This is a genomic window from Acidiferrimicrobium sp. IK, assembly GCF_025499425.1.
GTDB lineage: Bacteria > Actinomycetota > Acidimicrobiia > Acidimicrobiales > Palsa-688 > Acidiferrimicrobium.
Genome location: NZ_JAIMCB010000006.1, coordinates 76331 through 88824 on the forward strand (window position 1 = coordinate 76331; position 12494 = coordinate 88824).

14 protein-coding genes are annotated in these 12494 nt (G+C 70.1%); 5 read left to right on the forward strand and 9 right to left on the reverse strand.

Features of this window, described 5'->3' with window-relative positions:
• Positions 1-30 precede the first annotated feature (30 nt).
• From K6U06_RS11570 to sucD, 3 genes are read left to right on the forward strand one after another with little or no spacing between them, the layout of a single operon-like run.
• Positions 31-447 (forward strand): cobalamin B12-binding domain-containing protein, encoded by a 417-nt coding sequence (locus K6U06_RS11570; protein WP_262322091.1) that lies wholly within the window; start codon positions 31-33, stop codon positions 445-447.
• A gap of 48 nt (positions 448-495) precedes the next feature.
• Positions 496-1644 (forward strand): ADP-forming succinate--CoA ligase subunit beta, encoded by a 1149-nt coding sequence (sucC, locus tag K6U06_RS11575; RefSeq protein ID WP_262322092.1) that lies wholly within the window; start codon positions 496-498, stop codon positions 1642-1644.
• Between the two features lie 13 nt (positions 1645-1657).
• On the forward strand, positions 1658-2542 hold the full coding sequence (gene sucD, locus K6U06_RS11580) for a succinate--CoA ligase subunit alpha (protein WP_262322093.1): 885 nt from the start codon (positions 1658-1660) through the stop codon (positions 2540-2542).
• 183 nt (positions 2543-2725) lie between these two features.
• On the opposite strand, the gene K6U06_RS11585 is transcribed toward sucD, so the two are convergent.
• Positions 2726-4060, reverse strand: a complete 1335-nt coding sequence (locus K6U06_RS11585; RefSeq protein WP_262322094.1) for an MFS transporter — start codon at positions 4058-4060, stop codon at positions 2726-2728.
• Between the two features lie 101 nt (positions 4061-4161).
• Here K6U06_RS11585 and K6U06_RS11590 point away from each other — a divergent pair, with 101 nt between their 5' ends.
• Entirely contained in the window at positions 4162-4599 is a 438-nt protein-coding gene (locus K6U06_RS11590; RefSeq protein ID WP_262322095.1) for a flagellar assembly protein FliW, read from the forward strand.
• 24 nt (positions 4600-4623) lie between these two features.
• On the opposite strand, the gene K6U06_RS11595 is transcribed toward K6U06_RS11590, so the two are convergent.
• From K6U06_RS11595 to K6U06_RS11630, 8 genes are all read right to left on the reverse strand, one after another.
• On the reverse strand, positions 4624-5724 hold the full coding sequence (locus K6U06_RS11595) for a flagellar biosynthesis protein FlhB (protein ID WP_262322096.1): 1101 nt from the start codon (positions 5722-5724) through the stop codon (positions 4624-4626).
• Positions 5725-5737: 13 nt separating this feature from the next.
• Entirely contained in the window at positions 5738-6505 is a 768-nt protein-coding gene (locus tag K6U06_RS11600; RefSeq protein ID WP_262322097.1) for a flagellar biosynthetic protein FliR, read from the reverse strand.
• Positions 6506-6530: 25 nt separating this feature from the next.
• Positions 6531-6803 carry a flagellar biosynthetic protein FliQ gene (locus K6U06_RS11605; protein ID WP_262322098.1) on the reverse strand — a complete coding sequence of 91 codons (273 nt, stop codon included), beginning with the start codon at positions 6801-6803 and terminating at the stop codon, positions 6531-6533.
• Positions 6800-7489 (reverse strand): flagellar type III secretion system pore protein FliP, encoded by a 690-nt coding sequence (fliP, locus tag K6U06_RS11610; RefSeq protein ID WP_262322099.1) that lies wholly within the window; start codon positions 7487-7489, stop codon positions 6800-6802. The genes K6U06_RS11605 and fliP overlap by 4 nt, the downstream gene beginning before the upstream one ends.
• On the reverse strand, positions 7486-7908 hold the full coding sequence (locus K6U06_RS11615; protein ID WP_262322100.1) for a FliO/MopB family protein: 423 nt from the start codon (positions 7906-7908) through the stop codon (positions 7486-7488). The genes fliP and K6U06_RS11615 overlap by 4 nt, the downstream gene beginning before the upstream one ends.
• A gap of 2 nt (positions 7909-7910) precedes the next feature.
• Entirely contained in the window at positions 7911-8264 is a 354-nt protein-coding gene (gene fliN, locus K6U06_RS11620; RefSeq protein WP_262322101.1) for a flagellar motor switch protein FliN, read from the reverse strand.
• Positions 8264-9154: a FliM/FliN family flagellar motor switch protein gene (locus K6U06_RS11625; RefSeq protein ID WP_262322102.1), complete on the reverse strand. Its 891-nt coding sequence runs from the start codon at positions 9152-9154 to the stop codon at positions 8264-8266. The genes fliN and K6U06_RS11625 overlap by 1 nt, the downstream gene beginning before the upstream one ends.
• Positions 9155-9302: 148 nt before the next feature.
• Positions 9303-11474 (reverse strand): glycosyltransferase family 2 protein, encoded by a 2172-nt coding sequence (locus tag K6U06_RS11630; RefSeq protein ID WP_262322103.1) that lies wholly within the window; start codon positions 11472-11474, stop codon positions 9303-9305.
• Between the two features lie 152 nt (positions 11475-11626).
• On the opposite strand from K6U06_RS11630, the gene K6U06_RS11635 reads away from it, so the two are divergent.
• A complete protein-coding gene (locus K6U06_RS11635; RefSeq protein WP_262322104.1) occupies positions 11627-12466 on the forward strand; it encodes a flagellin in 840 nt (279 codons plus the stop codon).
• Positions 12467-12494 lie beyond the last annotated feature (28 nt).

A 12494-nucleotide genomic window follows, 5' to 3' on the forward strand; every position in this document is an offset into this window, starting at 1 on the left:
ACCGTGGTCGTTGCCTAGTATCGACACCCGATGCTGCGTCGCTACCGGGTGGTTGTCGCCAAACCGGGCCTCGACGGCCATGATCGGGGGGCCAAGGTCATTGCCAGAGCCCTGCGTGAGGCCGGGTTCGAGGTCATCTACACCGGTCTGCACCAGACCCCGGAGCAGATCGCGGAGACCGTCGCGCAAGAAGACGCCGACGCGGTCGGCCTCTCCTTGCTCTCCGGCGCCCACATGACCCTGTTCCCGCGGGTGATGGACCTGCTCAAGGCCGCAGGCGTCGACGACGTGGTCGTGTTCGGAGGCGGGATCATCCCCGAGGCCGACATCCCCCAGCTCGAGGCCCTGGGCGTGGCCGCGATCTTCACCCCCGGTGCACCGCTGCCCACCATCACCGCGTGGCTGGAGCAGGCGCTCGACGCTCGGGAGAGCGCCGACGCGCTGTAGCCAACCCCCTTCCTTTTCCCAAACCCCCGACGCGTAGGAGCGACAAGCGTGGACCTGTACGAGTACCAGGGCAAGCAGTACTTTGCCCGTTTCGGCATCCCGGTCTCACCGGGCGGCATCGCCGACACAGTGGAGCAGGCCGTGGCGGAGGCCGAGAAGGCCGGCTACCCGGTGGTCGTCAAAGCCCAGGTGCAAGTCGGCGGGCGGGGCAAGGCCGGCGGCGTGAAGCTGGCCACCAACGAAGCCGAGGTCCGCGAGCACGCCGGCAACATCCTCGGCCTCGACATCAAGGGCCACGTCGTGCACCGCCTGTGGATCGAGCACGCGTCGGACATCGCCAAGGAGTACTACGCCAGCTTCACCCTCGACCGGGGCGCCAAGCAGTACCTGGGCATGGTGTCGGCCCAAGGCGGTGTGGAGATCGAGACCGTCGCCGAGGAGAACCCCGAGGCGCTGGCCCGGATCTACATCGACCCGGCGATCGGGTTCACCGAGGCCCAGGCCCGCCAGCTGGTCGAAGACGCCGGGCTCGACGCCGAGGCGCGCGACGGGGCGATCGGCATCCTGCTCAACTTGTACCGCGCCTACGTGGAAGGCGACGCCGACCTAGTCGAGATCAACCCGCTGATCCTCACCCCCGACGGCCGGGTCCACGCCCTCGACGCCAAGGTCACCCTCGACGACAACGCGTCGTTCCGCCACCCGGAATGGGACGACTTCCGTGACATCGACGAGTTCGACGAGCGGGAGCGCCTGGCCCGCTCCAAGGGCCTCCAGTACGTCGGCCTCGACGGCTACGTCGGGGTCATCGCCAACGGCGCCGGCCTGGCCATGAGCACCTGCGACGTGGTCAACCAGGTCGGCGGCTCGCCGGCCAACTTCCTCGACATCGGCGGAGGCGCCAACGCGGAGGTGATGGCCAACGCCCTCGAGGTGATCACCTCCGACACCAACGTCCGGTCGATCCTCATCAACATCTTCGGCGGCATCACCCGCGGCGAGGAGGTCGCCAACGGCATCAAGGCGGCCCTCGGCCGCATCGACATCTCGATCCCGATGGTCATCCGCCTCGACGGGACCAACGCCGAGGAGGGCCGGGAGATCCTGGCCACGGTGACCTCGGACAAGGTCCTGTCGTTGCCCACCATGCTCGACGCGGCCCGCAAGGCCGTCGAGCTCGCGAACGCCAAGAACTGAGAGGACCGTCGCAGTGAGCATCTTCGTCGACGAGAACACCACCGTCATCGTCCAGGGCCTGACCGGCGGCCAGGGTCGCTTCCACGGCCTGCGCAACAAGGCCTACGGCACCAAGGTCGTCGCCGGGGTCACCCCCGGCAAAGGCGGCCAGGACGTCGAGGGCATCCCCGTGTTCGACACCGTGGCCGAGGCGGTGGCCGCCACCGGCGCCAACGCCAGCTTCGTGTCGGTGCCGCCCAAGATGGCCGGCGCGGCCATCCTGGAGGCGGCCGCGGCCGGCATCCCCTTCATCGTGTGCATCACCGAGGGCATCCCCGCCCACGACGAGGCCCGGGTCTACAACACCTTGGTGGAGCAGTACCCCTCCACCCGGCTGCTCGGCCCCAACTGCCCCGGCATCATCAGCCCCGGCAAGACCAACATCGGCATCACCGCCGGCGAGATCGCCCTGCCGGGCGGCCCGGTCGGGATCGTCAGCCGCAGCGGGACCCTCACCTACCAGGCTCTCTACGAGCTCAAGCAGATGGGCGTCGGGGTCACGACCTGCGTCGGGATCGGCGGCGACCCGGTGCCGGGCACCAACTTCGTGGACTGCCTGGCGGCGTTCCAGGACGACCCCGACACTAAGGCGATCATCATGATGGGCGAGATCGGCGGCTCCGAGGAGGAGAAAGCGGCCGAGTTCATCAAGGCCAACGTGACCAAGCCGGTCGTCGCGTACATCGCCGGGGTGACCGCGCCGGAAGGCAAGAAGATGGGTCACGCCGGGGCGATCGTGTCAGGCAACAGCGGCACCGCTCAGGCCAAGATGGCCGCGTTGAGCGCGGCGGGCGTCCACGTCGTCAACAACCCGACCGAGGCCGGCGAGAAGATGGCGGAGATCGTCAAGGGCCTCTGAGCCCTCTGCGGGCCACGCCCCTGGGCGCGCCGCCCCGTCCGGCCGGATCCTCGGCTGGGCGGGGCGGCGGCGCGTCCGGGCCCCGGCCGTGCGACACCAGGGTGGACTCGGGGTCGGCCCGGCTCAGGCATTCCCCGGCTCAGGAACGGCCCGGCTCAGGGCTGGCCCGGCTCCAGGGTGGGCTCAGGGTGGGCCTGGCTCCAGGCCGGGGCCCGGCTCGAGCTCGCCGACCACCTCGCCGGCGCTGCGCCGGCGTCGGTCGAGGTCGGCTTCGACGGTCTCGGCGCCGGCCGTCGGGTCGTGGACCTGACGGCGGAACCCGGGAAGGACCCGGGCCAAGATGACCGCACCGACGACGCAGGCCACCCCGCCCGACACGATCGACGCCTCGTTGCCGAACCCGGTCGCGACCGACCCCGACTCGAGGTCACCGAGCCGGGGACCGCCGGTGACCACCGCGATCTGCAGCGCCGACAGCCGGCCCCGCAGCCGGTCGGGGACCAGCAGCTGGATGATGGTGTTGCGGAACACCGCGGAGATGATGTCCGCCCATCCGGCGATGACCAACAGCACCAGCGCGGCGGGCAGCCAGCGGACCAGCCCGAACGCGGTGATCGCGCCTCCCCACGCCACCACCGCGATGATCACCGCCCGGCCTTGCCGGCGGACGTGACCGGCCCACCCGGTGGTCAGCGCGCCGACCACCGCCCCGGCGCCCGGCGCGGCGTAGAGCAGCCCGACCGTCGTCGCTCCTCCGCCGAACACCGTGGTCCCAAGCGCAGGGAACAACGCCCGCGGCATCCCGAACACCATCGCGTTGATGTCGATCAGGTAGGCGCCCTGGATGGCCTGGCGGCCCTTCAAGAACCGGAACCCGTCGACGATCGAGCGGACCCCCGGCCGCTGCCCGCCGCCCGCCGGGCGCTGCGGGGCGATCGCCGCGGCCGCCAGCAGCGACGCCCCGAAGCTGACCACGTCGATCCAGAAGACCAGCTTGACGCCGGCCCCCGCCAGCAGCACGCCGGCCAGGGCCGGCCCGACGACGGTGCCGGTCTGGAAGATCGCCTGGAACATGGCGTTGGCCGACGTGAACTCTTCCCGCTGGACCAGGTTGGGGATGATGGCGCTGCGGGCCGGGCCGTCGAAGCCCGACAGCCCGGCGTTTATTGCCGGCGCCAGGTAGAGCGGCCAGAGAGCCGACCCCAGATCCGCGTTGACGGCCAGCGCCGCGCTGCACGCCGCCATCAGGGTCTCCACGATCAATAGCAGCTTGCGGCGGTCGACCGCGTCGACGACCGACCCGCCGATCACCGACCCGACGATTAGCGGGAACAGCTGGGCCAGGCTGACCAGCCCGACCTGCAGCGACGAGTGGGTGAGGCGGTACACCTCGTAGGGGACCGCGACCGCGGTGAGCTGGGTCCCGAGGATCGAGACCAGCTGCCCGCCGGCCAGCAACCGGAAGTCACGGGAGCGCCGCAGCGGCGTCAGGTCCAACAGCAGCCGGCGTCGGGGCACCGGGGGATCCTACGCAGAGCTAAGAGCTTCGCCTGGCGGTGGGTGGTACCGAAACCGGCTCAATGTGGCGCCCGACGTGCCGATGTAGCGAGGTGATGACCATGCGCCAGGCAACCCATGCCATGATCGCCGCGGTGCCCGATGCTGCAGTCCCCCACGAGCTGACGTTTCCCTCCGGCCTGCCCGGCTTCCCGGCCGTGCGGTCCTTCGAGTGCGCCCCTTGGGGCGGGGAGGGCAGCGACATCCTGGTCCTGTCGGCCAGCGAGCCCCGGGCGTTCCAGTTCGTGGTGGTCCCCCCAGCGGTGTTCTTCCCCGACTACCGCCCGGAGTTCAGCGCCGATCACCTGGCGTCGGTCGGCATCGAGCGGCCCGACGACGGCGCCGTGCTGGTCATCTTGACCCTCGGCGCCACCGCTGAGACCGCCACCGCCAACCTGCTCGGACCGATCCTGCTCAACCCCCGCACCGGCCAGGCCGTGCAGGCCGTGCAGCCCGCCGGCAGCTACAACACCCGGGCCCCGATCGTCCCGGCCGCCTGACCCTCCGGCCGTGACCCTTTCCGGCTAGGCCACCAGGGCGCTGGTCGGGCGGCGCAGCACCCCGCCGTTGCTCTTGAGGGTGGTGGGCAGCGTGAAGACGAACGCCAGCAGCCGGGCCACGGCGGTGAACAGCTCCTGGGGGATGAAGTCTTCGATCTCGCACGCCGCGTAGAGCGCCCGGGCGAGCGGCGGGTCCTCGACCACCGCAACGTCGTGGTCCTGGGCGTGCTGGCGGATCCGAAGCGCGGTCTCGTCCGAGCCCTTGGCCACCACCTGCGGCGCCCGGCGGCTGGCCGGGTCGTAACGCAACGCCACCGCGAAGTGGGTCGGGTTGGTGACCACCACATCCGCGGTGAGCACCGCCGCCATCATCCGGCCCCGGCTCATCTGCATCTGCTTGCTGCGCACGTTTCGCTTGATCAGCGGGTTGCCTTCCTGCGAGTAGCTCTCGTCTTTGACCTCCTGCTTGGTCATCTTCATGGCCTTGGAGATCCTCCGGCGGGCGATGCCGAAGTCGATCACCGCCAGGCCCAGCCCGATCGCAGCGACGTCGCGCACCATCGACAGGATCGACGTCGCGGTGTAGGACAGGACCGGCGACAAGGCCACCAGCTGGGCGCCGACGAGCAGGGTCCCGAGATGCGACAACAGCTTGTAGGCCAGCGCGAACAGCACACCGAGGCGCAGCACCTGCTTGGCCAGCTGCCAGCCCGACTGCGGCGAGACCAGCCGCTTGAACCCGGCGACGGGATTGACCCGCTCCCACTTCGGCTTGAGCGAGTGGGCGGAGATCTGCCCGCCGGTCTGGGCGACGGTGCCGAGGATCGCCACCCCGGTGACGATCGGCAGCATCGGCAGCAGGATCAGCACCACGTCGCTCAGGCCGCTTTGGAGCACCTTCAGCGCGGCGCCGGGGCTCGGGTTGGACATCACCCGGCTGACGGTGCCGAACAGGCCGGTCAGGCGGGTCGACGCGGAGCGGAACATGCCCGGCAAGAGCGACGTCGCGACCAGCACGATCAGCCACCCGGCCAGCTCCTGGGACTTGGCGACCTGCCCCTTCTTGCGGGCCTCTTTGCGCCGTTTGGCGGTCGGCTTCTCGGTCTTGTCGTCGTTCTTGCCCATCGTGTCTACCTCCTCAGCGCCGGGAGATGAGCTGGGTCATGTCCTCGGCGGCCCGCTCGAGGAGCCGGCCGACGCTGCCGGGGATCACCTTGATGCCGATGGCGACGAACAGGATCGACAGCAGCGCCTGGACCGGCATCCCGAGGACCCACACGTTGACCTGCGGGGCGGCGCGCGACACCAGGGCCAGGCCGATCTGGGCGGTGTATAGCACGACGATGATCGGCGCCGCGATCTCGAGCGCGGCGGTGAAGAACGTCGCCAGGTCCGACGTCAATATGCCGGCGAGCTGCCCGCTCGAGGAGAGGGTCAGGCCCGGCGCGTGGAACGACGCCACGAACCCCCGAACGAGGAGCATCTCCCCGTTGGTGATGAACAGCAGCACCATCGCCACCTGCTCGTAGAACTGCCCGAAGATCGGCGTCTGGTTCTCCGACAGCGGGTCGATCGCGGTCGGCAGGTTGAGGCCGCCGAAGAGATCGACGAGGGACCCGGCCGCGGTGACCGCAGCGAGCAGCACCTTGACCGACAGGCCGAGCGCCACCCCGGTCGCCACCTGGGTGGCGATCGCGCCGACCAGCCCGGCGGTCGAGGTCGGCAGGGCGGAGGACGCCAGGCGGGGCGCGGCGAGCAGGGCCAGGCCGCCGGCCACCCCGACCGACGCCATCGGCGGGATCACCGCGCGGTTGGCGAAGGGCGGCACCACGACCAGCCACGCCCCGGCCCGGACGAACGCGAGCAGGAACGCCAGCAGCCAGAACGGATCGACGTTCAGGCTCATCGCGGCACGCTCACTTGGTCAGCGGTCAGGAACCGAGCAGGACGTTGATCTGCCCGAAGAGCTGGTCGACGTAGCCGGTGAAGGTGGTGAGCATCAGATGACCGCCGAGCATGATGACCCCGGCGCACGCGGCCAGCTTGGGCACGAAGGTGAGGGTGACCTCTTGGATCTGGGTCACCGACTGGAACAGCGACACCAGCAGCCCGATCCCGAGGCTGAGCAGAAGGAACGGCGACGCCAGCTTGGCCGCCATCATCATGGCGCCCGACGCCAGCTGCAGGACTTGACCTTCGTTCATTTGAAGCTCACCACCAACGAGTGCGTAACCAGCACCCAGCCATTGACCATCACGAACAGGAGGAGTTTGAACGGGAGTGAAACGAGGGTTGGTGGCAGCATGGCCATCCCCAACGACATGAGCACCGACGCCACCACCAAATCGATGATCAAGAACGGTATGAACACCACGAAGCCGATGATGAAGCCGCTCTTCAGCTGCGAGAGCATGAACGCGGGGATGATCGCCTGCAGCGACGCGTCCTTCGGCGTCGCCGCGGAGTCGCCGATCGCAGCGGTGGTCATCGACAGCTCACTGGTGCCGGTCTGCTTCAACATCCACGACTTCAACGGCACCTCCGCCGAGTGGTAGGCCTGGGTCAAGCTGGCTTGCCCGTGGAGGTACGGCTGCAGGGCGTCTTTGTTCATCTGGTTGAGCGTCGGGGTCATGATGAACAGGCTGAGGATCAGCGCCAGCCCGGCCAGGACCTGGTTGGGGGGCGTCGACTGCAGGCCCAGGGCCTGGCGGGTGAGGCTGAGCACGATGATGATCCGGGTGAAGCCGGTCAGCAGGATGAGCAGCGACGGCGCGACGGCTAGCAGCGTCAGCGCCAGGATGATGATGATGCTGTCGGACGGCTTGCCGAGGCTGTTGCCCAGGTTGATGTTGATCGACGAGCCGGCTGCGGGGGCGACGGCGAGGATCATCGGCGCACGCTTCGTTCCTGGAGCTGACGGATCCACGATCCCCAGTTGGCCTGCGGTCGGGCCGCTCCCGAGGCGGGCGGGTCGTAGGAGCCGTCCTGGGTGTCGGTGAGCGTCTCGGGATCCAGCGTGTCGATGCGGGTCACCTGGTGCTGGGTGACGCCGAGGAGGTACACCGCGGTACCGGCCCGCACGATGAGCAGCGACACGCCCTTGCCCATGCTCTGACGGGCGAGCACCGACATCGGCGTCTGGCGGCGGTTAGCGCCAAGCGACAGCCGGCCCCGGCCGGCGAGGACCTTCGACGCCACGAAGATGATGGCCAGGATCACCGCCAGACCGATCAGCAGCTGGGCGAAGAGGGACCACGCAGAAACGGTGTGGGCCGTCGGCGCAGCGGGCGCCGCGAGGAGGAAGGCCACGGCTAGCCCTCGCGGTCAGGACGGCCGACCTCGGTGATGCGCACGCCGAGCTCGTCGTCGACGACCACCACCTCGCCTCGGGCCAGCAGGGTGCCGTTGACCAGGATGTCGACGGGGCTGTTGGTTGCCCGGTCCAGCTCGACGACCGAGCCGGGCCGCAGCGCGAGCAGGTCGCGAAGCAGCATCCGGGTCCGGCCCAGCTCGACGGTCACGGCCATCTCCACGTTGTGGAGCAGGTCGAAGGAGGGCAGCGGCCCCGACAGGGGGGTGTCGGGCGCCGGGGGGGCGGCCGGGGCGGGGGACCCGGCCGGGGAGGGCCCCAGGTCGGGGCCGGCTGCGGGGGTGTCGGTGGTCATCAGTTCTCCTGGGAAGGGTCGACGACGGTGCAGGCCAGGCGCCGGCCCCGGGTGGTGGGAATCACGTCGCAGTGGCGGGCGCCGTCGACGGTCAAACGCAGCGGGGCGCCCTCGCCGCAATGGAGCGGGATGACGTCGCCGGGTGCGAGGCTGAGTAGCTCGTCGGTCGACAAGCTGATGTCGGGGAAACGCACGGTCACGCTGACCGGTACGTCGAGCAGGCGGTCGTGGAGGCCGGCGTTGCCGTCCTGTTCGAGGTCGCCCTGACCGCCGTCGTCGCGCTGCACGGCGTCGAGGAGGGCGACCACCAGGCTGCTCGGAAGCCACAGCGCGGCCTCCAGCACGACCACGTCGCCGGGGGCGACGGTCAGGGGCAACAGCAGCCAGGTGTCGGACGGGTTGGGCACCTGCAGGAACGTGGTGGTCCCGACCGAGGTGAGAGCGGACAGCTGCACCGGGACGGTGGTTTCGAACACCCGGGTCAAGTTGACCAGCGCCGCTTGGGCCAGCTCGTCGACCAGCCCTTGCTCGATGTCGGTCAGCGCCCGCTCCGGGGCGGCGCCCCGACCGTCGCCGCCGAGGCGGAGCTCCACGAAGGCCATGGCGACAGGCAGCGGCAGGTTGAGGATGACCCGATGGGCCATCGGGCTGAGCACTCCGCTGGCCAAGAAGGTGGTCTCGGGCAGCTCAGAGGCGAAGGTCTCCCAGCTGTCCTGGCGGATCTCGCCGATCTCCACCCGCACCGCCATGTGCAAGGCGCTGGTCAAGGCGCTGGCGACTTGGTGGGACACCGCCTCGAACACCGGGGTGAGATGCCGGAGCCGGGACCGCTCGACTGTCTCCTGGCGCTTGAAGTTGTAGGGGCGCACCACAGGGGCGGCATTGGTCACGCGTGTCACCTGGTCTCACGTCGCTTCGAGGGCCGATCCTTGGCCTTCTTGTGAAGTACGCCGTCCTGGCGACCTGCTTGCCGACTAGATCGGCCTGCTGCCGGTCGACTTGAGCTTCTGGCGGTTCCGGTTAGACCCGAAACGCCCGTCAGCCGGCCGCGGCGGGAGCGCCGGCGGGCGTAGCGGCTGGTAGAAGCCCCGCCAGCGCCGGGCAGATCGCCGTCACCTCGGCGCGCATCTGGTCCAGCTCGGCGGGGCCGGCTACCGCGATCGCGGCTTTCAGACCGTCAACGGCCCGCTCGTCGGAGAACATCTGGACCGCCACCGCCGCGGCCCGGGCCCGCTCGACTGGTGACGCATTCGAGGCGGCGATGGCCACCAGTGGGCAGCTCGGCGCCAGGCCCGCCGCCCGCAGGCGGGCCGACCACACCATCACCCGTTCGAGGGGGAGGCGGGGCGCCAGGCTGGCCGCGGTCGCCAGCGCCATCCTGGTCAGGCGCCCGTCGGCGAGCGCGGCCTCGACCAGCTCGTCGGCGGCTTGCGCGTCGAGCTGGAGCATCTGGGCCATGAACCACGGACCCTTGGCTTCGGGGATCGCCCGCACCAGCTCGGAGAGGGGGCGCCCAGCCGCGGTGAGGAAGCCGGCGACCTCCCCGATGTGGGCGTCCATCGTGTCGTTGCCGGCCAGCGAGGCGAGGATCTCGTCCGCGGCATCGCCGGGCCGGCCGAGGCCGGCGAGGGCCTGGGCCCGCAGCGCCGAGAACTGCTCGGCGGTATGCGTGAACCCGTCCTCGTCCCGGCCGCCGGGGCCGACCCGGTCGAGGCAGGCCAGCGCGACGTCGAACTCCTCTAGCTGCAGGCGCGCCGACGCTTCGATCCCGTCGGCGGCTGCCTCCGCGCCGCCCAAGGCGCGCAGGCGGTCCACCCACTCGAGGACCTCGTGGGGACGGCCCAGCTCGAGCAGGCTGCTGGCGCCGGTCCTGAGCGCCACCCGGCGCTGGATCGGATTGGCGGAGCGCTCGGCGACCTGCGCGCACCTGGCGATCGCCTCCTCGTGGCGGCCGGCGGTGGCCAACGAGCGGGCCAGGTTGAGCAGCGGCAGGGGATCGGCGTCCGCGGCGGCCTCGGCCGCCGCGATCCGCAGGTTGCGGGCCGTCTTGTCCCGAGCCACCCAGGTCGCGTCCAGGTAGCCGGTGTGGCGGATGTGGGCGATCTCCAGCGCCGCCAGGCCGAGCGGTGTGCCGTCGACGCGCATCACCTGCTCGTGGAGCCGGCCCACCCAGTGGGCCCCGTCGCGCCGGAACAGGCGGGTGGCGTTGTGGATCGTCGCGGCGCCTACCCCCATGCCGACCAGGTTGTGGATGGGAATCGACCAGGCGTTGAACTCTGGCTTGGTCCTGACGAGCAGGTCGCGCAGCTCGGCGGCGCTGGTGCACTCGAGGGTCTCGTCCGCGTCGAGCCACACCACCCACTGCCCGCGGCATTCCGCCAGCGCGGCGTTGCGGGCCCGGGCGAAGTCGTCGTCCCAGTAGCCCTGGACAACCCGAGCGCCCATCCGCCGCGCCACCTCGACGGTGCGGTCCGTCGAGCCGGTGTCGTAGACCACAGCCTCGTCGGCTACCCCCGACATCAGCGACCGCAAGCAGTCGGGGAGGGCGTCCTCCTCGTCTTTGACGATCAGGCACGCCGATACCAGCAGCCGGCCGGCTGCCGGGACCGACAAGGACACGGCCGGCGGTCCGACGTGGACGTAAGAGTCCTCGCAGACCGCCAGGGACAGGTCGAGCGCCCGCAGGCGCGCCGCGATCTGCTCGGCCGGGCGCACGTTGCCGTCGGCGCCGACCAGGATCTCTGCGCGGGCGCGGCGGGTCGCGATGCAGGCCGGCGTCAGGGTCTCGGCCGCGGTGACCTCACCCCGGCGGGTCAGGCTGCGGTCGCGGGCCAGCTGGCGCAGCGCCTTTCGGTCCGCCCCCGCCGCGCCCGGCGTCGACTGCGGCCCGGCCTCGTTGGTCCTCGGTCCCGCGGCACCGACCGACGGATCCCTCAGCGCCTCGACGAGCGGGTCGATCCATCGAGGCGTGACTGTGCACGATGGGTGGAGGACCACGACCACGCCGTGTTGGGCCGCCCGGAGCGCGGCGGGCAGGTCGGCGGTCCACTCCAGCCGAGGGACACGGACGCCCGAGGGCGGCCCGGAGGGGGATACGCCGATGCACTGGTCGGACGGCCCGAGCGTGGGGCGCAGCGCGTCGGCGGCCTGGCGGGTCGCGGCGGCGTCGTGACCGCCGAGGATTATGACGCTTGCCGCAAGTCTGGCCATGGTGGAGCTATCGGCGCAGCAGCCGGCGCACGTGAGCAAAAGCCGAAAGGTTGCGAACTTGTCGGCCCATCCTGCTCAGGTTCCGCGAGAGACGGCCGACATTGTCTCCGTCAACCGGCCCCACGGATGGGGCCTCAACTATGGAGGAACGGATGTCTTCCCTCGTCGTCAACACCAACCTCACCGCACTCAACGCGTACAACAACCTCAACAACACCAGCAACGCCGAGTCCAAGGCCATCGGGGAGCTGTCCTCGGGTCTGGCCATCCAGACCGCAGCTGACGGGCCCGCGGCGTATGTCACCGCCCAGTCCCTCGAGTCCCAGGTCAACGGCTACACCGCTGCGATGAGCAACGCCCAAAACGGCGTGTCCCTCATCCAGACGGCCAGCGGCGCGCTGAACCAGATCGCCTCGATCCTGCAGACCATGAACTCGCTGGCGCTCAGCTCGGCGTCCGGTGCCACCACCGACTCCGCCGCGGCCAACGCCAACCAGCAGGAGTTCTCGGCCCTGCAGAACCAGATCGACCAGATCGCCAGCACCACCCAGTTCGGCAAGACCACGCTGCTCAACGGCAGCTTCAGCAACCAGGTCATCCAGGTCGGCGCCGACACCAGCAACGCCAACAACCAGCTGACCCTGAGCATCCAGGGTGTCACCACGAGCGGCCTGAGCATCGGCACCACCACGGTGTCGATCGGCAGCCAGACCGCAGCGGCGTCCGCCGTCACCGCGGTTCAGGCGGCGATCAGCACCGTGGCCAGCATCGAAGCCAACGTCGGTGCCACCCAGAACCAGCTGTCGGCCATCGTCGCCAACCTGACGGTCGGCCAGCAGAACCTGGAGTCGGCCTACTCCAGCTTGGTGAACGTGAACTTCGCCCAGGAGACCACCCAGTTCAGCACCGACCAGATCCTGATGCAGTCGGGCGTGTCGATGTTGTCCCAGGCCAACCAGGCGCCGCAGATGATGCTCAAGCTCCTCCAGTAGTAGGAGCGCCATCCCACTGAGCTAGCCA

Excerpts from the sequence above, each read along its gene's own strand:
- K6U06_RS11605 (WP_262322098.1), bottom strand. The coding sequence starts at position 6,803 with ATGAACGAAGGTCAAGTCCTGCAGCTGGCGTCGGGCGCCATGATGATG.
- K6U06_RS11595 (WP_262322096.1), bottom strand. The coding sequence starts at position 5,724 with ATGGGCAAGAACGACGACAAGACCGAGAAGCCGACCGCCAAACGGCGC.
- K6U06_RS11590 (WP_262322095.1), top strand. The coding sequence starts at position 4,162 with ATGCGCCAGGCAACCCATGCCATGATCGCCGCGGTGCCCGATGCTGCA.
- fliN (WP_262322101.1), bottom strand. The coding sequence starts at position 8,264 with ATGACCACCGACACCCCCGCAGCCGGCCCCGACCTGGGGCCCTCCCCG.
- K6U06_RS11630 (WP_262322103.1), bottom strand. The coding sequence starts at position 11,474 with ATGGCCAGACTTGCGGCAAGCGTCATAATCCTCGGCGGTCACGACGCC.
- K6U06_RS11635 (WP_262322104.1), top strand. The coding sequence starts at position 11,627 with ATGTCTTCCCTCGTCGTCAACACCAACCTCACCGCACTCAACGCGTAC.
- fliP (WP_262322099.1), bottom strand. The coding sequence starts at position 7,489 with ATGATCCTCGCCGTCGCCCCCGCAGCCGGCTCGTCGATCAACATCAAC.
- K6U06_RS11570 (WP_262322091.1), top strand. The coding sequence starts at position 31 with ATGCTGCGTCGCTACCGGGTGGTTGTCGCCAAACCGGGCCTCGACGGC.
- K6U06_RS11600 (WP_262322097.1), bottom strand. The coding sequence starts at position 6,505 with ATGAGCCTGAACGTCGATCCGTTCTGGCTGCTGGCGTTCCTGCTCGCG.